17 protein-coding genes, 1 tRNA gene, 1 pseudogene and 1 CRISPR repeat array are annotated in these 25,615 nt (G+C 31.4%); of the genes and pseudogenes, 12 read left to right on the top strand and 7 right to left on the bottom strand.

Annotation, left to right across the window (positions count from 1 at the left end; genetic code table 11):
* Positions 1-364 precede the first annotated feature (364 nt).
* A complete protein-coding gene (locus LW133_RS01785; protein ID WP_233075817.1) occupies positions 365-2,605 on the top strand; it encodes a phage tail tape measure protein in 2,241 nt (746 codons plus the stop codon).
* On the opposite strand, the gene LW133_RS01780 is transcribed toward LW133_RS01785, so the two are convergent.
* The 4 genes and pseudogenes from LW133_RS01780 to cas9 form a co-directional block, all read right to left on the bottom strand.
* Positions 2,602-3,294 (bottom strand): hypothetical protein, encoded by a 693-nt coding sequence (locus LW133_RS01780; protein ID WP_233075814.1) that lies wholly within the window; start codon positions 3,292-3,294, stop codon positions 2,602-2,604. The two genes, LW133_RS01785 and LW133_RS01780, sit on opposite strands and share 4 nt — an antisense overlap.
* Before the next feature lie 221 nt (positions 3,295-3,515).
* A CRISPR array of direct repeats spans positions 3,516-4,013; the repeat unit is 36 nt; unit sequence GTTTTAGCTACTTAGTAAATCTTTTTATGGTAAAAT.
* A 138-nt stretch (positions 4,014-4,151) separates the two neighbouring features.
* Positions 4,152-4,475 carry a CRISPR-associated endonuclease Cas2 gene (cas2, locus tag LW133_RS01775; RefSeq protein ID WP_233075812.1) on the bottom strand — a complete coding sequence of 108 codons (324 nt, stop codon included), beginning with the start codon at positions 4,473-4,475 and terminating at the stop codon, positions 4,152-4,154.
* Positions 4,438-5,316 (bottom strand): annotated as a pseudogene (cas1, locus tag LW133_RS01770) (type II CRISPR-associated endonuclease Cas1); the annotation flags it as partial. The pseudogene cas1 and the gene cas2, both read right to left, overlap by 38 nt.
* A 76-nt stretch (positions 5,317-5,392) precedes the next feature.
* Entirely contained in the window at positions 5,393-8,494 is a 3,102-nt protein-coding gene (gene cas9, locus LW133_RS01765; protein ID WP_233075808.1) for a type II CRISPR RNA-guided endonuclease Cas9, read from the bottom strand.
* A gap of 91 nt (positions 8,495-8,585) precedes the next feature.
* On the opposite strand from cas9, the gene bioD reads away from it, so the two are divergent.
* Positions 8,586-9,197 carry a dethiobiotin synthase gene (gene bioD, locus LW133_RS01760; protein WP_233075806.1) on the top strand — a complete coding sequence of 204 codons (612 nt, stop codon included), beginning with the start codon at positions 8,586-8,588 and terminating at the stop codon, positions 9,195-9,197.
* Positions 9,198-9,290: 93 nt separating this feature from the next.
* Positions 9,291-9,368, top strand: a tRNA-Pro gene (locus tag LW133_RS01755).
* Positions 9,369-9,595: 227 nt separating this feature from the next.
* Here the strand turns inward: LW133_RS01755 and LW133_RS01750 are convergent.
* Both LW133_RS01750 and LW133_RS01745 read right to left on the bottom strand, forming a co-directional pair.
* On the bottom strand, positions 9,596-11,431 hold the full coding sequence (locus LW133_RS01750) for a DUF1561 family protein (protein WP_233075804.1): 1,836 nt from the start codon (positions 11,429-11,431) through the stop codon (positions 9,596-9,598).
* A gap of 313 nt (positions 11,432-11,744) precedes the next feature.
* Positions 11,745-13,616 carry a DUF1561 family protein gene (locus tag LW133_RS01745; RefSeq protein ID WP_233075803.1) on the bottom strand — a complete coding sequence of 624 codons (1,872 nt, stop codon included), beginning with the start codon at positions 13,614-13,616 and terminating at the stop codon, positions 11,745-11,747.
* Between the two features lie 713 nt (positions 13,617-14,329).
* Here LW133_RS01745 and LW133_RS01740 point away from each other — a divergent pair.
* Positions 14,330-14,821, top strand: a complete 492-nt coding sequence (locus LW133_RS01740; RefSeq protein ID WP_233075802.1) for a methylated-DNA--[protein]-cysteine S-methyltransferase — start codon at positions 14,330-14,332, stop codon at positions 14,819-14,821.
* A 716-nt stretch (positions 14,822-15,537) separates the two neighbouring features.
* On the opposite strand, the gene LW133_RS01735 is transcribed toward LW133_RS01740, so the two are convergent.
* Positions 15,538-16,005: an HNH endonuclease family protein gene (locus LW133_RS01735; protein WP_233075801.1), complete on the bottom strand. Its 468-nt coding sequence runs from the start codon at positions 16,003-16,005 to the stop codon at positions 15,538-15,540.
* Positions 16,006-16,875: 870 nt separating this feature from the next.
* Between LW133_RS01735 and LW133_RS01730 the strand changes: the two genes are divergently transcribed.
* From LW133_RS01730 to LW133_RS01695, 8 genes are all read left to right on the top strand, one after another.
* Complete coding sequence (locus LW133_RS01730; RefSeq protein WP_233075799.1) at positions 16,876-17,787, top strand: hypothetical protein; 912 nt, start codon at positions 16,876-16,878, stop codon at positions 17,785-17,787.
* A gap of 123 nt (positions 17,788-17,910) precedes the next feature.
* Positions 17,911-18,741, top strand: a complete 831-nt coding sequence (gene rfbF, locus LW133_RS01725) for a glucose-1-phosphate cytidylyltransferase (protein WP_233075797.1) — start codon at positions 17,911-17,913, stop codon at positions 18,739-18,741.
* Positions 18,742-18,750: 9 nt separating this feature from the next.
* Positions 18,751-19,842, top strand: a complete 1,092-nt coding sequence (locus LW133_RS01720) for an NAD-dependent epimerase/dehydratase family protein (protein ID WP_233075794.1) — start codon at positions 18,751-18,753, stop codon at positions 19,840-19,842.
* Positions 19,829-21,097, top strand: a complete 1,269-nt coding sequence (locus tag LW133_RS01715) for a UDP-glucose dehydrogenase family protein (RefSeq protein ID WP_233075792.1) — start codon at positions 19,829-19,831, stop codon at positions 21,095-21,097. The genes LW133_RS01720 and LW133_RS01715 overlap by 14 nt, the downstream gene beginning before the upstream one ends.
* A gap of 101 nt (positions 21,098-21,198) precedes the next feature.
* Positions 21,199-22,077 (top strand): NAD-dependent epimerase/dehydratase family protein, encoded by an 879-nt coding sequence (locus LW133_RS01710; RefSeq protein WP_233075791.1) that lies wholly within the window; start codon positions 21,199-21,201, stop codon positions 22,075-22,077.
* Positions 22,067-23,383, top strand: a complete 1,317-nt coding sequence (locus LW133_RS01705) for a protoporphyrinogen/coproporphyrinogen oxidase (protein WP_233075789.1) — start codon at positions 22,067-22,069, stop codon at positions 23,381-23,383. Before LW133_RS01710 ends, LW133_RS01705 begins: the two co-directional genes overlap by 11 nt.
* 4 nt (positions 23,384-23,387) lie before the next feature.
* A complete protein-coding gene (locus LW133_RS01700) occupies positions 23,388-24,533 on the top strand; it encodes a glycosyltransferase family 2 protein (RefSeq protein ID WP_233075787.1) in 1,146 nt (381 codons plus the stop codon).
* A gap of 36 nt (positions 24,534-24,569) precedes the next feature.
* Complete coding sequence (locus tag LW133_RS01695; protein ID WP_233075785.1) at positions 24,570-25,508, top strand: methyltransferase FkbM; 939 nt, start codon at positions 24,570-24,572, stop codon at positions 25,506-25,508.
* The last annotated feature ends 107 nt before the right edge of the window (positions 25,509-25,615 follow it).

The following is a 25,615-nucleotide window of genomic DNA, read 5'->3' as shown; positions in this document are numbered from 1 at the left end:
CTAGACAGTGTTTAGAACATTTCAAGATTATTTAAATATTGCCAAAAAGTTTTTAGAAATACCGAAATTTTAAACTAGGATTTTTTAAAATATTAATGTAGAATTCTATCAGAGGTTGCCTTAAGAGGCTGCAACCTCTTAAGGTTGCCTACTTTATGAAAGGAGGCGAACTTATGAAAGAGTTTATTAGCTTACTCTTAAGACTTATTATAGCTATTATTTGGTTAATAATCACAATCTTAAGAGGATAAAAAATCCCCCTGCTATCTTGTAAGCAGTAGCAGGGCGATAAACTCTTAACCTCTAGCTTACACTCCTTTAGAGTTTTTACCTTATACTTTTTTTAAAAAATACAAGGTAAGCCATGCAAACACAAGTTAAATTAGAAGTTATCCCAGAATTTAAAAAACTAAGTGATACCATCAATAAAATAAACAAACAAGTATCAGGCATTAGCAAAGGTATTAGCAGAGATATTGAAAATGCCACTAAAGCCTTAAGCAATTCTATAAATCGTCCTATTGAAGAAACAAGGAAGGTTAAAAGAGAGATTGCTCAAGCCACAAGGTTTAAACTTAAGCTTGATGTGGAAGAAGCGTGTAATCAAGTAGCAAAATTAAAATATCAAATACTAGGAGCAATAGGTGGTTTCCTTGCTTTCAAAAAACCTATCACTTCTGCTATGGACTTTGAAAGTGCTTTTGCAATGGTGAAAAAAGTTGTCGATTTAACAAAAGAAGAAAGCAGACAACTCCAACATGAAATATGGAAAATGACAAAAGAAGTTCCTTTAAGTGCTAAAGAACTCACAGAGATTATGGCAAGTGGAGGTCAGTTGGGATTAGAAAAAAACATTCTTGCACCTTTTAGCGATGTTGTAGCAAAAATGGCATTTGCTTTTGATATTAATGCAAAACAAGCAGGTGAAACTATTGCAGGTATCATGCAAAAGTTAGATATTGGGATTGATAAAGTAAGAGAGCTAGGTGATACCATGAATTACCTAGGAAACAACACCGCCGCACTTCCTAAAGAGATTGCAGAGATATTGGGAAGAACAGGGGGTTTAGTAAAAACAATGAAACTCTCTGCAGAGGAAGGCATTGCATTATCCGCATCTTTTGCAAATATGAAAATCCCAGCAGAACAAAGTGCCACAGCAATTAATAAAATGCTGAGCGTATTAGGCGGGATTGAGGTTTTAACTCCAAAAGCACAAAATGCATTAGAAAGTTTAGGCTTTGATCAAGAAGAATTAAAAGAAGCAATATTAGATAATGGATTTCAGGCAATCAGAGAAGTCTTAGGTGCAATCGCCAATGCAGATGATGGAGATAAAATTGGATTACTTAAAAATATCTTTGGAGAAGAGGCAGGACCAAAAATTGCACAAATCACAAGCAACCTTGCAAAGTTTGATGAAATTTATAAAAAAACGATGGATAAAAAATCGCAAAAAGGAAGTATGGAAAATGAAGTGAGGACTCTAGCAAATACCACAGAAGGTGCAATGAAGAGAATGCAGAGCTCTTTAAACCGCTTAAGCGTTGCAATTGGTGATATTTTTTTACCCCTCGTTAATAAGCTTTTTAATACTTTAGAAAAAATCATTTCAAAGCTTACAGAGTTTGTAGAAAATCACAAAAGCTTAGTCAAAGTCATAGGATTAGCTATTGCTAGTATCGGAGGATTAAAAATTATATCTCTTGTGCTACCACTTTTTAAAGCTTTTGCATCTTGTGTTATATTACCCATCAAAATGCTCGGAACATTCTGCAATCAAGCAGAATTAGCAAGAATAGGCTCACTTGCATTAAAAATTCCATTAAACATAATGAAACAGGGCTTTCAATTATTAATTGCACCTATTAAGGCGACAGGCAATGGATTATTGTTTTTATCTAAAGGATTTAAACTCTTGCGTTATCCTATACAATTTACAGCAATAGGGTTATCCCGCTTAATGCCGAGTTTTATACAGACAAGAATAAGAAGTGTTTTATTATCAGCAAGCATATTTAAGCTTAGAATACAATTATTAAAAATTCCTAATGTTGCAAAAATAGCGGGGTTAAGTTTAAAGAAATTAGGGGTTATTGGCACATGGGTTGGCTTTGCATTTAAAGGAATGGCAAAAATGATAAAATCCGCCTTAGTTAGCACAGGCATCGGTGCTTTTTATATTATCTTAGGAGAAGTCTTTGCCTATGTCTATGAAAACTGGGATAGGGTTGTAGAATGGATAGGAATTGGAGTTGATAAAATGATGGGTTTTTTATCTCCATTTTTTAATTTTGTAAAAAAGACTTTTAATGCTATTACTTCACCTATTAGCACTATTTTAGAAAAACTAGGCGTTTTAAGAAAAGAATTAACCTTGCCTTTAGGAGAGATAAAAATCAATCAAACACAAAAGCAAGTATTTACACAACCTAGCCTTATTGAACAAGTAAAACAAAGGCAAATGGAGCTAAGAGAAAACCATCATACACAAAAACAAATCATAGATAATAAAACAATACAAATCTATACTAATGCAGGAGCACAAGAAGTGCAAAGAGCTATTAGAAGCAATAGCTACACTTATGCAGATTTAGAGGATTAAATGCTAAAGGGGAGAAAAAAGAACAGCCAGATAACAAAAACCATACTAACTCCCCAAACAATAGGAATTGAAACAATATAAAAACACCAAAAAAGAGCAGATAAGATACCACATGTTCCACCTAATAAAGCATTACCTATAAACTTTGAAACCTTAATAATATTGCGAATAAGTCCAAAAACATTTGTGATGACATAAATAAGTCCGGAAAATTTGGCAACAATATAAATAAGTCCAAAAACATTTGTGATGACATAAATAAGTCCGGAAAATTTGGCAACAATATAAATAAGTCCAAAAACTTTGGTGATGACATAAATAAGTCCAGAAACATTTGTGATGACATAAATAAATCCAAAAACTTTGGTGATGATATAAATACATATACCAAACAAAACTATTGCTGTGTTAAAGATATACAAAATCATAATAGCAATCACCGCTAAGGCTTTAGGAAATAAATCTGCTTTCCTCCATTTTTCTTTTTCTTCTTCATCGTCAATAAAGTTTTTAAAATTCCACCACCGCACAACGATTTCTTTTAGCCATTGTTCCATTGTAAGTTCTTTTTCTTTTACTTCTTCATTAAGTTGTGTTTTTTGTAATTCTTTGTATTTATTTATTCTATGGAATTTTTGATTATTGATTTTTATTGCTTTATTGTGATTACGCTTTAAAGCTCTAGCCATTGCCCTGCCTTTTATCTATCCTTATATGTGGAATATAGCACAAAGATAAAATAAAATCAAGAAATTTTGCTATAAAGAAACTGCATGGCAATATTAAAAATTTTTACTGGGGATAGTTTAAGAATAGGATGGAGGGAAAAAGATGGATTCCATAAATTACTGGAGATATTTTGGGGATAGGAATATAAAAACTTCGTAAAATAGGGAATTGTAAGGATATTATTTTAGCCACTTAGTAAATCTTTTTATAGTAAAATCTAAAGCTCCTGCACCTATACCTGCACTGCGTTTTAGCTACTTAGTAAATCTTTTTATGGTAAAATTTTTTTTATTTTTGACTTTAAAATATTATTAGTTTTAGCTACTTAGTAAATCTTTTTATGGTAAAATACCAAATTCCAAAGTCTTTTTATAATCCGGGTTTTAGCTACTTAGTAAATCTTTTTATGGTAAAATCCCACTGCCTTGCAAATTTTCTTAGGGTTGTTTTAGCTACTTAGTAAATCTTTTTATGGTAAAATTAGTTCCGACTTAACTTTACTCTTATCTTTGTTTTAGCTACTTAGTAAATCTTTTTATGGTAAAATTTCACTCTGTTTTGTGAATAAGGAAATTTTGTTTTAGCTACTTAGTAAATCTTTTTATGGTAAAATAGAAGAATGTTATTAATTGCGTTATCAATTGTTTTAGCTACTTAGTAAATCTTTTTATGGTAAAATTATAAAGATGAAATAGCGTATATTAGGGGCTTACAGGTTTTGTAAGTCCTCAAAATACCTAAACAATGTGTGCTAAAATAAGGAGTTTTATGGTTCTCCGCGGGGTAACTGCCTAGCATCCCCTCAAAACCATGTTTATCAAAGTACTGATAACTGCACTGGTGCTTGAACCTCTTCTGTCGCACTTTTATATCCGACAAAAATTCTCATTCTATCAAATTGCTTTTCTGTTAAGATTAATGCTCTTACATGCCCTTTTTGCGGAACAAAGCTTTCAATCTTATTCATACAGCTATTTGCACTTGCTATACCTTTGCATATTCTGCAATACACAGAAAATTGCATCATAAAAAATCCTTCTTTTAACAATCTTTGACGAAACTTTGCACTTGCCTTTCTCTCTAATTTTGTGCCTGTTGGCATATCAAACATCACTAAAACTCTCATAAAATTCTCTTCCATCACTTCCCCTATCAAAAACAGGTAAAGATAATTCTTTCTTTCCCTTACAAATCACATCTACCAAACTCCACACGCTCCTTGGTATCGCTCTATAAAGTGGATAAAACTTTCCATCAAGTAAAACGCGTGTGTGTAATATATCTACTAATGTAGCCTTAATTGTACCATCTAACATCTCTTTATCAAGCTTTAAGCCTTTTACCCTAGAATCTACAAAGATTCTATAAGGTTCTATCAAGTCATCTGCAAGATTAAAAGCATTAAACTGATTATGATGAAAAATTCCTAAAGTAGGCAGCAATCCTGAAATAACAATATTTCTTGCTATACTCCCACGCACAATTGCATACCCATAATTTAATGCAGCATTCTCTATACAATCCATTTCCCTAACAAACCCCTTACCAAATAAAGCTGGAAAATACATTCTAGAAGCCTTTGCTTCGTTATTAGTCCCATCGCATAATCTCACACTTTTTTGCAATACTTCCAATTTTGTTGCAACTTTTTCTTGTTGCAACATTTTTAAAAGATTTACTTGATTCTGGATTTTTGCTTTGATAATTTGTTGCCACAAGATTGCTTTTTTTTGCTTAGTAAGATGAATTTGTTTCTCTATAATTTGTGCATTTTTATAATGAGGTAAAAAAGGGGTAAGAATCCCGCTGGGAAGATGACTAGCATCACATACAAACACCAAAATTTTATTTTGTGCAAAAGCATTTAATAGACTAGAATTTAGCACAATTTGTGGTGTATCAATCACAATATTTGCAATATCTTTAAGAGGAATACTTATGCACTGCTCTTTTTGTATATACAAGGAATTGTTTTTATGAAAAAGTTTTGATTGTTTTTATGAAAAAGTTTTGCAGGCGTACTTAAAAAAAGTGTGCGATAAGATTCTTCAAACACCCCTACTCCTTTAAATCTTTATTCTTTCTTTTATTGCTAAAATCTAGACGCTTAGCAAATCTAGATTCTCGCACTTCTCCTAATACGCCAACTTCCATTTTTTTCAATTCTTTTAAAGTTTTAATACCAACTCCCTGAATCGAATTTTTATCTCCGAAAAACTCTTTTTCCCCTTGACTTTGCTTTTTTTCTCCACTATGATGTGCAAATTCCATACTTCCATTTGCACAATTTAAACTCTTAAAAATTGCTAGAGTAGGCTCAGACATATTTTGTTTTTGAATACGCACACAATCATTTTTAAAAAGAGAAAAGCAAAATTCATAATCCTCATTCATCTCTATCCAACTATAAGCAGATTTATTTGGCAACTTCCCTATGGCTACATCATAGGTATAAATTGGCACGGCATAATATTCCTCTCTCCCTTTTTTATTTTTTTTCCTAAAAATATCTACTCTTATCATATTGGCATTTTTCACTATACCACCATTTATTTCTCTTATCTTACCTAGTGCAAGATCTCTTTCTAGATCTTCTTCTGTATATTTTGCTTTTTCATTTCTCATTTTTATATAGTTTGCTTTTTTTTCGATCGTTTCTTCATGTAATGCACCGGTAACTTTTTTAGAAACACTATGAGACACAAAAATTTTTTCCATACTCGCTTCAACCTTTTTTATAAAATTTGATGTTGGTGGAAAAAATGCAATTTTCTTTTTATATTCCTCTTGACTTAGTTCTCTAGCTTTATCATAAGAAGCACTTTTATATCTTTCTTCTTTTTCTCTTAAAAATTCACTATATCTTTGTATAGTTCTTTGATTGATGCAAGCAATAATAATAGCATCTTGTGCATGATGGAGATGATGCTCTCTATTCTTTTTACCTAACCCCCAATAATAACGCATCGCAGAAGTTAGAGACCCTGAAACAATTCTTAAATGTTCCACCTTATTTTCCAAAGGTAAAAATTTAAAATACTGCTTCATATAAAGACTGACTACTCGATTGATATATCCTGTATCCACTAAATTTCTTGAAAGAAAATTCAAAAGTTCTTCACTATTTCTGTCTTTAAAACTCATACGCATCAAGCGCTTCTTTTTTGCTTCATCAAAACAACTATTAGCAACATTTGTCTTAAAAGTCTCCCATTTTTTTGCATCTTCTCCAAAATACTCATAGGGAATACGCTTTCCTTTATTTTGATTCTCCTCTTTAAAACACAAAACCTTATTACTTTGTGAATTATCCAAACTACGACTTCTTGGAATAATATGATCAACCTCAATTTTATAAGTATCTGTTAAATCTTGCGAAGTAATTTTTTTACCACTATAGATACATATTTCTTTTTGCAAATACCAAAGCTTACATTTAAGAATATTTTTTGGTGTTTTTTCAAGTCCTATCTCTTCGCAAATTTTCTCTGCTTCTTTGTTGTCTCTCTCATTATTTTTTTGCCATTTTTCATCTTTACTTCTCTCTTCTTTGCTTTTACCCACTTCTCTTGTAAGCTCAATATTAAAATAATGCACGCTACCATACTTTTTTAAAATTGCATTTACTACTTTTATAAACTCTGATAATGCACGCAACACAACAGGATTTTTGATATTAAAATAATCATCTTCTTTTGCTGCTTGGTCTAGGGAAGGTAAGGTATCTTGTTGGTTTTTCTGAGAATCTTTTTTAGGAATTTTCTTTTCATCTTGCAAAATCTTTACTGCCTCATCATATCTTTTTCCCTTCTCCATTTCCGGCAAGAGAAGTTCCAAGGCTTCTAAGCTAAGATTGATTGTTTTAGAAAATTTTAGAGATTTTTCTTTGATGCTTTCTATTTGCTCTCTTGATAATTTTATCTCTTTTGCAAGTTTATCTTCTATAATCCCCCAATCTTTATTTACCCCCATAATCTGTGCAATCCTATCTTGCAATTTCTCATCTATTTTTGGATTAATTTTTGATAACTTGTAAGTACACTCCAATTCTATAAATTTTTTATTTTCTGGATTTATACTACTATAATCAATCTCTCTAAACTGAAAAGTTTCTGGCAATTCTAAAATCTTTCTAAGTTTTTTATAACTCACACTATTTGTTTTCTTAGCCTCTTCTAAAATCTCCTTGATAGCGTCTTTATTATCCCACACAAGGCCTGTTTGATTGCTAATATATGCTAAAGTATTAATGATTTTTGTTAAGGCAATAAATTTTTCTGCACTTGGAGCACATTTACAAGCTCGAATCTTATCTTTGAAAAATTCGCATTTTCCAACTTTTCCCTCAAAACTCTTTAAAGGTCTTTGATAAAAAATCATTCCCCCTCTTTCCTGTCTACTCCCCTCTTTTGCTCCTAATATTTTTTGCATAAAAACATCATTGATTTTTTCATTCCCCAATTCCTTTTGCTTTTCAAGAATTAATCTTAGCTCTCTTTCTAGCTCACTTCTACCAATACTATGGTGATATGTCGCTTTTAACTCTGTTTTATCATGATCTTTTTCTGCACGATTTCTGACATTTTTACCTTGTAAAAAATATTCTTTATATAACATCTCACAAACACTACGATAATTGCTTGATTTTTCTTGATTCTTTGCAATGGCCTTTTTGATCTTTCCATCTTCATTTTTCATCCCATAAGTAATATCATCATATCCCCTATGCTTTGCAATATGCAAAATCACTCTAACAAGATCAATATCTTCTAATCTCTTATCTAAGGCTATTGTTCGCAATTCCCAAGGGGAGCAAAAAGATTTTGATGTAGAAAAAATCTTAGGCAAATGATTTGTATCTGAATAAAAATCTTGCAGAGGAATATTAAAAGTCTCTGAAAGATATCTTTTGATATTTTGCATTCTTGCGCTTCTTCGTGCATTTCTTCTTCTTGCGCTTCTTGCACAACGCCTAGGAAGTGCTAAAGAAGATTTATCTTTTGGATTCTCCGCTTTTGTAAAAATACGCACTCCACTATCAACAATCTGGAAATCTTCATCAAAATTATTACCCTTTGTCTTTGAATCATCGCTTTCCACCAATGCCCAACCAATGCTAGCAATCCCAATATCTACACCTAAAGTTCTTATAATAGCCATTTAATACTCCAAAAATTTTATAACCATAATAACAAAATTACTTTTTTATCATGTATTTTTATAAAATAAGACAAAATAATAAAGGAAAGATATGCAAATTTGTATCAGTGGAATTCATACAGATACTGGAAAAACCCATACAAGCGCTATGCTATGCTCTATTTTAAAATATAAATACTTCAAGGTTATTCAGGCAGGACTACCAAAAGATAGTGACAAAATAAAAACTTTTGATTCTGATATACAAACCTATCCAGAAGGATTTTTCCTCAAAACTCCCGCATCTCCACATATAGCAAAAAAACTAGAGCAAGCGGTTTATAAAGGATTATCCATACAAATCCCTCTAGAATCCAATCTTATCATCGAAACTGCTGGGGGACTTTTTAGCCCTCTTGATGAAACAAGCTTTATGATAGATTTTATCTTAAAAAATAAATTGCCAACTTTTTTAGTAGGAAAATATTATCTTGGTGCAATTAATCATATTTTCTTAAGCTTAGAAGCCTTAAAAAGTCGCAATATAAAAATCCTAGGTCTTATTATTAATGGAGAAAAAAATCCAGAAATTGATGATCTTATCTATCAGCATACAAAAATTAAGCCCATACATTTACCATTTTTCAATCAAAAAAACTTCTTGTCAATCAAAGAAGATTTTAAAACAGAATTAGAAACTATTCTAAATCTTAATGCCTTATAATCGCCATTCCCATACATGCAAAAAAATTGCAAAAAATATTTTACTATTGACTACAAACTAAAAACTAGGCTTTTGTGCTATAATTACATTTATCGGAGTATAGCGCAGCCTGATTAGCGCGCACCCTTGGGGTGGGTGAGGTCGTGGGTTTGAATCCCGCTACTCCGACCATGTTTTTTACTCCAAAATTACAAAAAAGCTATAAAATCAAATATAAAAAATTTGCAATAGTATTACTATAGATGTAATTACAAACATCATAATAAAAATAAAAAAAGATAATACAATTAATTTATAACACTTCTAATTGCCTTCTAATTTTAGAATACAAAAAATCAGAATTCTTTTAATTGAGATTGCAAAGAGGGGCTATCACCCCTCTAAATCTTTTACAAAAACTATTGTATAGCACATCTTCCAGAAACACACTGATTGATTACATTAATTCTAGGAAATGCGGCACTACCTCTACTTCCTTCTCCCTCACCTGTACAATTGCTCACAGAAATAAAACGATCATAAGAGCTTTGTTGAGCTTCACTTACTCTAAAGGCAAAAACTGCATGAATAGTTCTCCTATCATTAAGCCATTGAACAAATTGATCCGGAGTAGTAAAAGGAATTAGTTGGGCCCTAAAATTTCTTAAGGTGGCTGTAGGAGTGTTTGTAGGTATAATGATTAACCCTTGTTGTGTTCTAATCATAGGCTGGGAGTGTCCTACTATATTAGCCCCTGTCCTTGTATAAGTCATACTAATAGTCCATAAAGAACCTGGAGGGGAATCCATAATAGTCCTATATAAATTTTGCATATCTTCTTGGGTTCTAACCACTTCTGTTACAGACCAATCATTTTGAGGAGAAAAAGCTTGATTTGTTGCATACAAAACTCTTCTTCTTCTCACCCATCGATCTTCACCAGGTGTTATTGGATAATCTCTATAATTCATAACTCCATCCAATCTTGCAGCCAAATCAGGAAATCTTTGAGAAAAGGTTAAAAATGGATCTGTATGTTGTGTTACATCAAAGAAATGCCCAGTAGTTGGAGGATTTCCATAACCATACCTCATAAGTTCAGCTAACATCTCATGAGTATGTAATAAACATGTTCCACAAAGACCTACAGCAGGGGTTGTTCCACTTATTGCTGTTGTTGCTATAGTATAAAGTCTATTAGTCCATGCATCTGTAAGCTCAAAGGTTGGAGGTAATTGCCTCTTGGTTCGTGAATGCTGATCTATCTTAGCAATACCAGGTGCTGGACAGTAAGTAAGGTTATCCCCCATATTTCCATATGCATATCTAAGCCATTTATCTATATCTTCAGACATGCTAAACTCAGATGTAGGAGAGTTAGTGGTATCGGTTTGTAAAAAACTAGGTGTAGCAGTATAAGGCACCCCCCAATTTGAACCATATCTAGTAACACGCAATAAATTTCCATTTTTATCTTTAATTTCACCAGTACCACCAACAAAAGCAAACAGATCCCAATGCGTATAATCTAAATCACTAAAATCATCGCAAAGCACCCAAGATGACCAATTCCATTGCTGGTCTTTGAGCTGTGAAGTTGCTAAACATTTTTGTCTACCATTGCTAGGAAGATAAGAAAATATTCTTCCATCCTGAGTATTGTAATAAAGCAAAGGAGATTTGCTTACAGATTCTTCTATGTAATAGGACTCAGAATCCAAAGACCAAGATAAAAATGTTTTAACAGCGATAGTTGCAGGTTTAGCTATAGTTTTCTTCCACTGGTCCATTCTAGCATTTAGCGTATGATTAGCATAAATATTGCCTTCTGAAATAACAGTATAAAATTTATTGTTATGTTGCAATCTATACTTACCATCATAAGTATAAAAAGCATTATCTTTAACTATCCATCTTTGATTAGGGTCATTGATTGCGCAGGGCCTTAAGATAGTATAATCCCAAGATTGACTCTGTTCTCCTTCATATCCTGTGACGCTATCTGGAGCAGTCAAGCAAAGCCATGTAGAATTAACCTTAAAGGCTACTCTTTGAAAAATATCATAACGCGAAGGACTAGCCCCCTTAGTGCCACACGAAGAAATATCAAGTTGCAAATAACCATCCTTAGAATCAAACATAGGGGTGAAACAATAATACCTGTCACCTATATCCACATTCAATGTTCTATCAACAGGCTCATCAGCTAATTTTTGCACTACAGTATCTGGAGTATTTGCATTGGTGAAACTCATCAAACTTATCAATATAGATATTATAAATAATATTTTATATCCTATCTTTGTGAAAAAAGATAAATGATTCATTTTTTTAAACCTCTCAATTTATTTTATATACCCATATGGGTATGCCATAATGTAATATGTTATTAGGAGCAAATCTATTAACATGTATATAGAAATTTTTATTATATTTAATTTCATTAAAACTAGACAATATCAACATAATTAAAGTTATACCAAAAATCCAACCATTATAGCAGTTTGTAATAGTATTTTATAAATCTCTACTACTTACAAATCTATCATTCTTTATCTCTTGTTTTGTTTATTGTATTGCACATCGACCTGGCATACACTGATTAATTGCATTAATTCGAGGATATCTACCACTTCCTCTACTATTCTCACCACCACCTTCACAGTTATTTACTGAAATAAAACTCTCATAAGTATCTTGTTGATGAAATTCACTAACCATAAATGCAAAAGTAGCAAAAATCTGCCTTCCACCCCGATCAGTTATTCTATTGATAAATTCATCAGAATTTGTAATTGGTGCAAGCTCTTGTCTATAGTGCTCCATACTCCATGAAGGTGTATTTGTGGGTAGTAAAATTAATCCTTCTTGAGTTCTAATAATTGGCTGACTATGCCCAATAGTTCGAGGTTGTGGCTGAATCGGCCTTATAAAAGACATACTAATTGTCCATATCGACCCCAAAGGAGAATGCATGATTCTAGCATATAGATCACGCATTTCTTCTGTGTTTCTTGCTATAGGTGATGGTATCCAAATGTTTTGTGGAGCAAGTGCTTGATTAGTGGCATAAATCACCCTTCTTCTACGATCCCACATGTCCCCATCATCTTCAAGTGGAACATTTCTATAATTCATAATTCCCTCTAGCCTTTCTGATAAATCAGGAAATCTTTCTCTAAAGTTAATAAAAGGATTTGTATGAGGGATTACATCAAAAAAATGCCCTCCAGTAGTTGGAGGATTTCCATAACCATGTCTCATAAGTTCAGCCAACATCTCGTGGGTATGCAATAAACATGTTCCACAAATACCTACAGCAGGGGTTGTTCCACTTATTGCTGTTGTTGCTATAGCATAAAGTCTTTGTGTCCACTCTTCTGTAAGACTAAAAGTGGGTGGAAGTTGTCTTTTTTTTCTATGAGTTTCAACTTTGCCAGGAGCAGGACAATATGTAAGATTATTTCCCATATTTCCATAAGCATATCTAAGCCATTTTCCTATATCTTTAGACAGTGTAAAATCAGAAGTAGGAGAATGCGTCGTGTCAGTTTCTACATAATCAAGAGCAGCAGTATAAGCTACCCCCCAATGAGTTCCATATCTTGTTAGTCGTAATAAATTTCCATTAACATCACTAACAATCCCATTATTATCAACAAACGCTCTTAATTTCCAATGAGTATTTTCTGGACTTTGTGTCAAGTCATTACAATATACCCAAGATACCCAATTCCAACTTTGCGAATCCGTTTGAGAACTCGATAAACACATTAAGTTACCACTATTGGCAATATAAGAAAAAATTCTCCCATCATCAGTATTATAATAAAGCCACGGCGCATATTCAACCTTGCTACTACCACCATTACCAATTGCATAATTTTCTACTTTATCACCTTCTTTTAATGACCAAATGAGATGTGTTTTTATAGCCAATGTTACTGGTTTGGCAACTGTTTGTAGCCAAGTGTTCATTCTAAAATTTAATGTTTGATTCGTATAGGAATTATCTTTAGAAATCACAATATATGTACGATAATCTTGTAACCTATATTTTCCATCATAAGTATAGAATGCTCGATTTTTAATAATAAATTTTTGATTAGGATCATTAATAACACAAGGTCTTAAAACCACATAATCCCAAGATTGACTCTGTTCTCCTTCATATCCTGTGACGCTATCTGGAGCAGTCAAGCAAAGCCATGTGGATTTAACTTTAAAAGCAATTCTTTCAAAAACATCATATCTTGCTATATTTGCTGCCCTTGTTCCACAAGTTGTTTCACTAAGAAAAACATAACCTTCATTATTGTCAAATGTTGGTGTATAGCAATAGTACTTTTCCCCAACATCAACTACCAACGATCTATCATGGGGTTCATCTGCTAATTTTTGAGTAATAGAATCTGTTGCATAAAGTAAACTAGAAATCATCAATAAGATCAAATAGAAAATTTTATTCATTTTTTATCTCTTTATTTGGTATATCAACAAGTGTATACAACAATTTTAAAAAATATCTATGTGCTTTTAAAAAAAATTACAAAAATTTTTAAATGTTACTTTTTGTATTGTTAAACTATACAAAACCACAATATCGAACCTAAAAGATTTGATAAATCACATCATATTTTTTAGATTCCATGATTTTTTAGAATTTTATTTAATACTCTGATTAACAGAATTATTTGATACTATGGAGAATTTAAATATTTTTAAAAATTTAACCTAAACAAATCTAAACTTCTTTCTTTTTTACTTTTTTCTCTACTTCTTTATCTTTCTTCTCTTGACTTTGAGTTAGAAATATATTTACTCTCATCAAAACTAAAGTAATACTCAAATCCTGCTTGATAGTTTGTTATAATGGAATAAAAAGCTTCTTATTAATCAAAGAGGATTTTAAAACAAAATTAGAATCTAGTCTAAATCTTAACGCCCTATAATCATCATTCCCATACTTGTCATACAAAAAAAATTACCAAAAGTATTTTGATATTGATTAAAAATAAAAACTAAGCTTTTATGCTATAATCGCGACTATCGGAGTATGGTATATCCTAATTAGTGCGTAGCCTTGGAGTGGATAAGGTCGTGAGCCTAAATCTTACCGCCCTAATCATTACAATCCAAAAAGAGTAGTTTTTATGTATTACACCAACTTTTTATCACCACTTGGAAGTCTTACAATTACTGCAGATTCTAATAGTATTATTACACTAGATTTTACAGATGATCTGGATTTAAACACAAACTTCCCACACCTTCAAAATCAAGAAAATACAATTTTAACAAAGACAAAAAAGTGGCTGGAAACTTATTTTAATGCAAAAGAGCCAAATTTTAGTGTTACTATGCGTTTTATTGGTAGTGATTTTCAAAAAGAAGTATGGGATATCTTATGCAAAATCCCTTTTGGGAAGACAATAAGCTATGGAGAAATTGCACAAATTATTGCCAAAAGACGCAATATAAAACGCATGTCAGCTCAAGCGGTAGGCAAGGCTGTAGGAAGCAATAAAATCGCGATTATAGTGCCCTGCCACAGAGTAATTGGTACTAATGGGAGTTTGGTCGGATACGCAAGCGGTTTGGATAAAAAACTACAACTCTTAAAACTTGAAGGAGCTTTAAAATAACCTCATGCCCCCCTAAAAATATAAAAAATATATTTTTTTCTAGAGATAAAAAACTACAAAAGTTATTCAGAATTATTCTAATGTAAAAAACTTTGTTTTTTGTTAGATTAGTCATAAGTCATGAGAAAAATATCTCAACTTGCACTAAAGACTATAAGATTTTCTAAAAAAATCATAAAATTCAAACAAAAGAAACTTTATATATTTTGCAAAACCTAGAATTTAACACAACTTAAAAATAAGATTCCTTAAGGATTGCTCCAAAAAAGATATCTTTTAAAATAATTCAAAAATAAAGCTTAAATTAATATACATTTTTAAAAAACTTTATATATCTTCTATAACCCTCCTCAAAGGAAAAATATACACCTGCAATACAGGATATTACTGCCTCTACTACACTGCTTTTACTATCCTTTAACCTTATTTATAAAAGATTGTTTTACAATTTTTTATAATTCATATATAGCTTATAAGAATCTCCACACTCATCACATTAAAATTTTTCTGTTTTTCTCTTTATTGGGTATATCTATAAAACTCACTTTATTTTTCAGCACCTATGAATTTTCCATTCAACAAAATTACTGCAATACCTGTAGTAAAATTACCAAAGGGATTGCAAATTATAGAATCCTCATTATTTGCTATTAAAAAATTAAATATATAAGCAAACTCAAAGATTAAATTCATATAAAGTTAATATTAAAATATTTTTAAATATTTTCCTCAAAAAACTTTCTTAATCTTTGATAGATTTCTTCATTTCTTGTTTCAATATCTTCCTTTAACCAATCATTTTTTGTGGTTCGAGATAACTCCTGTGCCTCTAAAAATTTTGATTCTTTATATTTTTCTTTCTTGTCGTCAAAATAATTGTTACCTGCTTTAATATTTAATCTTTTTTCAAGCCACATTTTATTACCAATAGATTCAATATAAGACTCTGCTTCTTCTTTATCCCAACCTGTATAACTTGGTCTCCATTGTGTGGTTTTTGGAAAAATATGTTCAATTTCAGCTTTAATATTAACTGCTTGATTTGGATATTTTACATAAAGATTAAGAGTTAGTAGTGCTGGAATATGTCTTTTTGTTTTAAAAAATTGTTTTTTAAACAATATCTCATTTTCTAAAATTTGCTTTGTATCTGTCTGAAAATCTAACTCTCCTTTAGAATACAATGAGGTATACGCATTAAAAACAATTGGTTTTACTTCTGCAATAGTTGGCTTATTGATTAGTTTTACTAAAAAATTAGTTATAATTCCAAGCCCAGCTAAAGAACATATTAAAATTTCTGCTTTTCGTACTGTTTTTATTTATGCTTATGTTAGAACATCACTATTTCTTCCTTTTCAATATAAATCAGCCACTAAAGGCAGCGTATTTGCATTATAATCTTCTTTAACTTTGCTTTTTTATCCAAAAATCAATGATTGTATTACATACAATTACCAACAATAACTTTTCATTAAAGGAATGGGCAATAGTGGAATTGAATCTTATCATGGTATTTTTAGCACCAAAACTTTTTGCAAAAAGAAAGGAGTCTTTAAGTGTCTTTCTTCCTTTGATACTCTCATTAAGATATCCTCTATATAATAAAAAATATTTAGACTAGAAAGATTAAAATTCTTTTATTACTTAATCAAAACAAATTATCAAGACAAGTCTCCCCTACCCTTCTATAAATTTTTTTGAGAAAAAGCATTGCTTTACACAAATAAAATAAACTTTTGATTGGCTTTTTAAATTTTAACGACTCCCACTCTTTGTTTGGAGCAAAAAATATTCTCTGTAATATCAAACAAGACATTACATAGTCTTTGCAACTTATTTGACTTCTATGATTCTTATTCACCTTGAATTCTTCATCAATAATTATATTGATTTATTTTTAGAAAAGTATTATAATTTCAACATTTTTTAAGTTTTATTTAAGGATTTCTTTTGGATAAAGTCAAATGCCTCTAAAGTTATCTAAAAGAAATACCCGTAGCTGAAAAGCTAATTTAAGACTTTATTTTTTATAAAACTATCAAGGGATTCAAATGTCTTTATTTCAAAAACTTCGAGCAAGATTAAAACGCTATCAACTTCTTGTTGATACTTACAGATTTTTTAGATATACAGCCGTGGTTATTCTTCATCGTGTATGGTGGAATATTGTTTTTAAATTTCATAAATCAAGATTAGATAAGGAAGTTTTACCCTGTATCATTTCTCTCACATCATTTCCAGCAAGAATCAAATATGTCCATTACACGCTTCAATCATTAATTAGACAAGATAAACTTCCTCAAAAAATTATATTATGGTTAGCAACAGAACAATTTCCTGATAAAAAACTTCCTACAACTTTAATAAAAATAGTAGAAAACAAAAAAGTAAGAGGGGGGGGGGCTATAGAGATTAGATGGTGTAAAGATCTTAAATCATACAAAAAACTCCTTCCAACCTTGCAGCTCAATCTTAATCTACCTATCATAACTGTAGATGATGATATTTATTATCCCAAATATTGGCTAACCTCTCTTTGGGAATCTTATTGCAAATTTCCAATGTGTATTAACACGCATTTAGCAGCCAAAGTTGAGCTTCATACTCCTGTAAATAAATGGGTTTCTACAGAAAGCAAAGTACCTTCTCTTAACCACCTAGCTGTAGGGGCAGCAGGTGTAATGTATCCCCCAAACTGTCTTCATGAAGACATTCTTGATTATGAAAAAATAACAAAATTAGCTCCACTGGCTGATGATTTATACTTCTGGTGTATGGCTATTTTAAAAAACACTCAAACAGTGGTGGTAAACAATAGCATAAAATATCCCAAAAAAAGTATTTCTCATTTTGAAAGTCCAAATCTTGGAGATAAAAATGGTATCGGGGGTCAAAATCAAGTTCAACTTGAAAAAATATTAGAGCATTACCCTCAAGTTTCAAAAATAATATCAAAAAAATAAACAAAATATATTTATTTCATAAAGTTTTCAATACCTCGGTCACTCATGCCAATTTTAGGCATATCTTGTAATTAAACCATGAAACTGATATAATGAGAAAAAAGTTAAACAGATTGAGGAAACATGAAGGTATTAATTCTTGCTGGCGGACTTGGAACAAGGTTGTCTGAAGAAACTACCCTAAAACCAAAGCCTATGGTGGAAATAGGGGGAGGGAAGCCTATTTTATGGCATATTATGAAAATCTACAGCCATTATGGCTTTAATGATTTTATTATATTAACAGGGTATAAAGGTCATGTAATCAAAGAATATTTTTTGAACTATTATGCAAGATATTCTGATATTACGATTGATATGTCTAATAATGATGTCCATATGCATAAAATGAGGATTGAACCCTGGAAGGTTACAATGTTATATACAGGACAAGATACAATGACCGGTAGTAGAATCTACCATGCAAAAGACTTTGTAAATAATGAAACTTTTATGCTTACCTATGGCGATGGGCTTTGTGATGTTGATATCAATAAATTATTAGATTTTCATAAAAAACACAAAAAAGCAATAACAATGACTTCAATTTTGCCAAATGGCAGATTTGGTGTCTTAGATATTAATAATACAACTAATCAAATCAATAGTTTTGTAGAAAAACCCAAAGGGGACGCAAATATCAATGACTCTGGTTATATCAATGGAGGATTTTTTGTGTGCGAACCTAAAGTTTTTGATTATATTTATCAAGCTCAACAAAAAAAACTATCCATACAAGAAGATCCACTTAGTGTTGTTTTTGAAGAAGACCCTCTTAGAGATCTAGCTAAAGATGGGGAGCTATATGCTTATAAACATCATGGTTTTTGGAAATGTATGGATACTTTAAAAGACAAAAATGACCTTCAGTATTTATGGCAACACAACTGCGCTCCGTGGAAAAAATGGCAATAAGGAGAAACAATGAATCATATTGTAAATGAAGATTTAAACTATATCTTTGAAAGCTTAAACTCTACACAAAAGAAAAAACTTCAAGATTCCACCATACTTGTTACAGGATGTGGCGGTTTTTTGGGTTTCTATCTTATGCACTTCTTTGTGCAATATGCAAAAACTTTGAATCTAAAAAAAATTATTGGTCTTGATAATTTTATGTTTGGTAAACCAAAGTGGCTAGATCTTCTGATGCAAGATTCTGGCAATATCCTAGAAATCAATGAATTTAATATCATTAAAGATGATATTGCAACAATTCCAAATGCTGCTGATGCAAATTTAATTATTCATGCAGCAAGTATTGCTTCTCCTAGTTTTTATAGGGCATATCCAATTGAGACACTAGATGCAAATGTCTGGGGACTAAGAAACCTACTAGAGTTTTACAAAAATAGAGCATTAAAAGGTTTTTTATTTTTTTCGAGTTCTGAAATCTATGGAGATCCTTCATTAGAAAATATACCAACTTCGGAAGAATATCGCGGCAATGTAGCTTGTATTGGCCCAAGAGCATGCTATGATGAATCAAAAAGATTTGGGGAAACAATTTGTTACTTATTCCACCAAAAATACCAAATGCCAATTACAATAGCAAGACCTTTTAATAACTATGGACCTGGTATCGGTGTTAATGACAAAAGGGTTGTTGCTGACTTTGCACAAGCAGTAATTCAAAATATAGATATTAAAATACTAAGTCAAGGAACTCCTACTAGAACTTTTTGCTATATATCAGATGCAATCTCTGGCTATCTAAAAGTTTTATTACACGATCGTTTTGACTATTTCAATATTGGAATAGATAAGCCAGAAATTTCAATCACAGAACTCTCAAATATATATGTGCAACAAGGAAAAGAGATTTTTGGCTATACAGGAAAAGCTATTTATGATCAATCCAAAGAAAAAGATTATCTAACACATAATCCTCAAAGAAGATGCCCAAATATACAAAAAGCAAAGAAAGAGGTGGATTATAATCCCACGATACTTGTATATGAGGGAGTTGGAAGGTATCTTAGATTCTTAAAGGAACAATATAATGAAGTCCGTTAAAATCACAGTTATTGGATTAGGGTTTGTTGGACTTACCACAGCAGTTGGTTTTGCTAAAAAAGGTTTTACAACCTTTGGTTATGAGATAGATCAATCAAAAGCTAAATTACTACAAAAAGGTCAAATACCTTTCTTTGAAGATGGTTTACAAGAAGGTTTGCAAGATGTAATTGAGAAAAAGTTTTTCATTACAAATAGTCTTGAAGATGCTCTGCGTGATAGCGATGTAGTTTTTTATTGTATTGGAACTCCTATGAATAAAGAAGGTTTTGCAGACCTTAGCTTTTTAATCGCATCTTTAAAAGAAACTGCTTCACTCATAAAAATCTGCAAACCAAAACCTACACTTATAATCAAATCAACCATTCCTCCATCAACTTCACAAGAGGTTTTTATTCCTCTTTTAAAAACACTTGGTTTAAAAGTAAATATGGGAGATAATTCTGATTGTTTCTTAGCCAATAACCCAGAATTTTTAAGAGAAGGATTTGCATATCAAGATTTTTTAAATCCTGATCGAATTGTTGTTGGCTCATCACAAGAACTTGAAATTATTAAAAAGATTTATGCTCCATTTAATGCACCAATTATTTTTACAAATCTCAACTCTGCGGAATTTATTAAATACTTAAGCAATACCACCTTAGCAATGCAAATTAGTTTTGCCAATGAAATGAGTATGATTGCAGAAAAAATAGGAAATATAGATATACAACTCTCCTTTCAAGTATTACATCAAGATAAAAGATTCCACGGGAGTCCTGCCAATATCACAAGCTATATTTATCCAGGGCTTGGTTTTGGGGGATATTGCCTACCAAAGGACACATTAGCTCTTCACAAAAAATCACAAGAAAAAGGTTTTGATACAAAAATTTTAAAAGGAATTATAGAAACTAATGAGCGAATTTTGACTTTCTATCTTGAAAAAATTTCACAAGAAGTTTCAAAAGATACGAAGATTGGGATCTTGGGACTGAGTTTTAAGCCAGGAAGTGATGATGTTAGAGACAGCAAGTCAAAATCTCTTATTGATGGACTACTAGAAAGAGGATTTAAAAATATAATTGCTTATGATCCTATTGCAAATGATGTCTTTAAACAAATATATGCATTACCCATTTGCTACACAAAAACTTCTAAAGAGCTTGTTGATGCATGCGATGTTTGTATTATCGCTACAGCATGGGAAGAATTTACGCAATGCAATTTTACAGATAAAAAAGTCTATAACCTTAGATTTCTCAAACTCTGAAAAGTTGTAAAGTGAAAAATATTTTAAAAAATACAAAAAACAAGACTTATAAAAATGCAATAGAAATTTTTAAAATGGATATTAATGACTAGAGGATTAAAATGAAACTTCTTGTTACTGGTGCCACAGGCTTTGTAGGAACAAATTTAATATTAAAACTGCATGAAAAATATGAAATTGTAGCTCTTGTTCGCAAAAATAGCAATATTGAAATGATTAAGCCTTGTTGCACGATTTACCACTATGATGAAAACCTTGAAAATCTTATAGAATTTTTTAGATCACAAAATTTTGATGGCATTATCCATTTGGCAACAAATTACCAAAGCGTGCATTATCCACAAAACCTTCCAGAAATTTTACAAGCCAATATAACTTTTGGAACTTATCTTTTAGAGGCTTGCAAACACCAACCACCAAAATTTTTTATCAATACACTTACATTCTCTCAATTCTCAAATTCTCAAACATACACCCCATCAAGCCTATATGATGCGACGAAACAGGCTTTTTTTGACATTATCTGTTTTTATCAAGAACAAATTCCAACAAAATTTTGTAATCTTCTTTTATATAACACCTATGGTCCAAATGATCCAAGACCAAAGATTTTTAACTTATGGCAAAAATATGCTAATTCTCAAGAGGTTTTAGAAATGAGTGAGGGGATTCAAGAAATTGATATCAGCCATATTGATGATGTAATTAGAGGATTTGATTTATTAATCCAACTTAACCTTAAAACCAAGCAACCCAAAAATATTATCTACACTCTACAAAATCAACGCTATAGCCTAAGAGATCTTGCTAATCTTTACATGCAAGCTACAAACACAAAAATCAATATCAAATGGGGAGCAAAACCCTATAGAATTTGTGAAACATTAATTCCAATATCAGAGCCAAGTCTTCCAAAACTACCTGGTTGGAATCCAAAAATAAAATTACAAGAAGGGATAAAAGAGATTTATGGAAAATAAAATTATTGTTTTAGGTGCTGGAATAGCTGGAATATCAGCAGGCTATCATATAAATCCAAAGTTTAAAGTCACAATTTATGAAAAAAATCAGGACTGGGGCGGAATGTGTGGAGGATTCAATCTCACTAGCCCAGTTGGTAATTTTTGGTTTGATCATGCTGTGCATCTTTCATTCGCAGAGAATCATTATGTCCAAGAGGTTTTTCACAACTCAAGCCAACCAATTAGACATATCCCTAAACCCATGAACTATTACAAAGGACATTGGATCAAACATCCTGCTCAAAACAATCTTTATCCTCTCCCACTAGAAGAAAAAGTTCTTGCACTAAAGGATATGATACATAATCATAATCCTAAAGATAATATAAATAATTTTGAACAATGGCTAAGGGCGCAATACGGGAATTACTTTACTGAAAATTTTCCGATGTGCTATACAGAAAAATATTGGACAACAGAAGCTAAAAATCTTAGCACATCTTGGGTCGGCAAGAGATTATATACCCCAAACTTAGAAGAGATACTTTATGGTGCCATGAGTCCTCAAACTCCAAATACCTACTATGCAAAAGAAATGAGATATCCAAAAGAAGGGCAATATAGATCTTTTTTTAGATCACTCAGAGAAAAAGTAAATATTTGCTTTAATAAAGAAGTTGTCTTGATTGATACAGATGCAAAAAAAATTCTATTTAAGGATGGTACAGAGGATCATTACACTCACCTAGTATCTACCCTCCCCTTAAAAGAAATCACAAAAATAATACAAAATACCCCAGAAGAGATTATAGATACATCTTTAAAACTTCATGCTACTTCTGTAGCACTTGTATCACTTGGCTTCAATAGAAATGATATTCCAAAAGAACTATGGTTTTATATTTATGATAAAGACAAACTTTTTGCAAGAGTTTATAGTCCATCTTTTAAATCTCCTAAAAATGCTCCGGATGGTTGTTCAAGCCTACAAGCAGAAATTTACTTTTCATCCCTTAAGGGTATCTCTGACCTTGTAGGATGTAAGACACACAATATAGGGGAATATCTCATTCAACATACTAAAGAAAAATTCATAGAAATGGGTATCTGCAAGGCTCATGATATTATTTGTGAAGATTTCAGAATCATCCCATATGCTAATGTAATTTTTACGCATGATATGGAAAAATTTCGTAACAAAATACTAGATTTCTTAAAAAGTAAAAATATAATTTCTTGCGGAAGATTTGGAGAATGGGACTATTTATGGAGTGATCAGAGCTTTCTAAGCGGATATAATGCTGTACAAATTTTTAATAGGTGAAAATATGGAAAAACTTACAATACAACAACAACTTGCAATCATCAAAGAAGTTGAAAGTCAATATTCTAAATTTTTAGAGGAAGATTTTGACAACAAAGTATTTCTTAAATGTCATGATAATTTTGCAAAAACCCTCCATATACAATCCATTCAAATCTTTAATCAAAATGAACCAAGGGGGGGGGGTAAAATAAAATTTAGCATAGCTATACCCACATATAAAAGACTAGATTCTCTAAGACGCTCTATACTTTCAGCTATCAATCAGGATTTTAAAGAATACTATGAAATCATTGTTGTAGAAAATGTGGATGATTTCACTATAGTTACACCTACTCAAACCATGCTAGAAACAGAGTTTAGAGGCAAGCTTACTTATTATAAAAATGAAAGTAATTTAGGAATGTTTGGTAATTGGAATCGATGCCTTACTCTAGCTAAGGGAGAATGGGTTTGTCTTCTTCATAGTGACGATGAAATTCTACCTAACTATCTTAGTGAAATGAAACACATGATTAATCACCCTCAATATAGTAAAGCTGCGCTAATTGGCTGTCTAGAAAATATTTCCCCAAGCAAACCAATCACAACAATCATAAGAGATAATCTTATAGACCTTATCTTAAAAAATAGTGATGTAGATGATTGTCGCTATCAAGGAATCATCAAGCAAATTCCGCCAAATGCTATCTTGCACCACAAAAAAAGATGTATCAATCTAGGTGGTTATAATCAAGATGAATATCCAAGTGGTGATACCTTGTTTCACACTAGAGCTTTCTTATACGAGAAGATTTATATCTATAAAAAACTACTGCAAAATAAGGATATAGAGATAAGCGAGGGTTTAAGACCTAAAACTCTTTTATATTATTTCTTTATTAGTCTTCCATTATTTCAACTATTTCAACCAAAATTTTATGGAAGAATTTTAAGTTATAGGAGACTTATTTCTCTTCACAATGCCTTGTCTAACTACCCTATATTGCATCAATATACAAAAAAGATTATTCTACAAAAAAAACTCAAGCCCAAGCTGCCACTATTTTTATCTACCTTCATCTCTGCCTACTATTTATTTAAAACTCTTATATTGTCTTTTTGCTCAAAGTTAAAAACATTGTTAGGTTTTTATCATCCAAAAAATTAGCTATAATTAGGATTTAGTAATACCTAAGGATTGATCTTGTTTTCTTTTAACATTCCGATTTTGTTACTTACTTATAAAAAAGATACCGCATTAAAAGTTCTTGAGCAAATTGCACTCATTAAGCCCAAAAAACTCTATATCGCATCTAATCATTGGAAAACTCCTCAAGAATCTCACACAATAAAAGCATTAAGAGATAAATTAGCCAGTATGATCACTTGGGATTGTGAAGTTGATTTTTTATGGAGAGATAAACATTTAAGCTGCAAAGAATCAAATGTACAATCCATCACATACTTTTTTAATAAGGAAGAATGGGGAATTGTTTTTGATGATGATTGTGTACCAACGCAAGATTTTTTCTATTTTTGTGAAGACATGCTAAAACTCTACAAAGACAATCAAGAAGTTTTTTGTATTAGTGGATGGAGTGGTTTGGATTTAAATCCAGAGGCCAAAAAAAGCCTCAAGGAAGATTACTTCTTTTCAAAATATACTCATTTGTGGGGATGGGCATCTTGGAGACGCTCTTGGCAACTCTATCAAAAAGAGTTTATGGATTTTAATGCAGAATTTAAACAATTAAAAATTTTTGACCTTAAAGAAGAAAAAAAGTATTGGTTTAAAGTTTTAAAATCTTATAGCAAAGGAAAAATTGATACTTGGGACTATCCTTTTACCTATTCAATGTGGAAACACAATGCCCTATCAATTTACCCAAAAAATAATATGATTAATAATATTGGTTTCAATCATCAAGATGCCGTCCATACAACATCAGAGAGCAAATTCTCTCAACTCAAAACCTACAATAATTTACATAAAAAAGAGATGATACATCCCAAAGAAATTAAACGAAATATTGCTTTGGATAAAATAGATTGGGAAATTTCCTTTAAGCCTCCTTGCTTATTAACGCGCATTATCAACAAAATTTCCAGAATCTTATTTTCTAAAAATCTTATAAAAGTTTAGAGTAAAAAAATGTTTTTTAAAGAAATAACCCTTGATAAAGCCCTAAAAGAACACTTAATTTCTCATTCTGAAATACTTTTCCCTAGTAAAACTATAGATTTTAATGG

The organism is Helicobacter anatolicus (assembly GCF_021300615.1).
Taxonomy (GTDB): domain Bacteria; phylum Campylobacterota; class Campylobacteria; order Campylobacterales; family Helicobacteraceae; genus Helicobacter_H; species Helicobacter_H anatolicus.
The sequence above is the reverse complement of the archived record's forward strand: the minus strand, read 5'-3'. Positions and strand labels throughout refer to the sequence as shown.

Coding starts and splice junctions, on each gene's coding strand:
- LW133_RS01785 (WP_233075817.1), top strand. CDS start 365: ATGCAAACACAAGTTAAATTAGAAGTTATCCCAGAATTTAAAAAACTA.
- LW133_RS01780 (WP_233075814.1), bottom strand. CDS start 3,294: ATGGCTAGAGCTTTAAAGCGTAATCACAATAAAGCAATAAAAATCAAT.
- cas2 (WP_233075812.1), bottom strand. CDS start 4,475: ATGGAAGAGAATTTTATGAGAGTTTTAGTGATGTTTGATATGCCAACA.
- cas9 (WP_233075808.1), bottom strand. CDS start 8,494: ATGGCTATTATAAGAACTTTAGGTGTAGATATTGGGATTGCTAGCATT.
- bioD (WP_233075806.1), top strand. CDS start 8,586: ATGCAAATTTGTATCAGTGGAATTCATACAGATACTGGAAAAACCCAT.
- LW133_RS01750 (WP_233075804.1), bottom strand. CDS start 11,431: ATGAGTTTCACCAATGCAAATACTCCAGATACTGTAGTGCAAAAATTA.
- LW133_RS01745 (WP_233075803.1), bottom strand. CDS start 13,616: ATGATTTCTAGTTTACTTTATGCAACAGATTCTATTACTCAAAAATTA.
- LW133_RS01740 (WP_233075802.1), top strand. CDS start 14,330: ATGTATTACACCAACTTTTTATCACCACTTGGAAGTCTTACAATTACT.
- LW133_RS01730 (WP_233075799.1), top strand. CDS start 16,876: ATGTCTTTATTTCAAAAACTTCGAGCAAGATTAAAACGCTATCAACTT.
- rfbF (WP_233075797.1), top strand. CDS start 17,911: ATGAAGGTATTAATTCTTGCTGGCGGACTTGGAACAAGGTTGTCTGAA.
- LW133_RS01720 (WP_233075794.1), top strand. CDS start 18,751: ATGAATCATATTGTAAATGAAGATTTAAACTATATCTTTGAAAGCTTA.
- LW133_RS01715 (WP_233075792.1), top strand. CDS start 19,829: ATGAAGTCCGTTAAAATCACAGTTATTGGATTAGGGTTTGTTGGACTT.
- LW133_RS01710 (WP_233075791.1), top strand. CDS start 21,199: ATGAAACTTCTTGTTACTGGTGCCACAGGCTTTGTAGGAACAAATTTA.
- LW133_RS01705 (WP_233075789.1), top strand. CDS start 22,067: ATGGAAAATAAAATTATTGTTTTAGGTGCTGGAATAGCTGGAATATCA.
- LW133_RS01700 (WP_233075787.1), top strand. CDS start 23,388: ATGGAAAAACTTACAATACAACAACAACTTGCAATCATCAAAGAAGTT.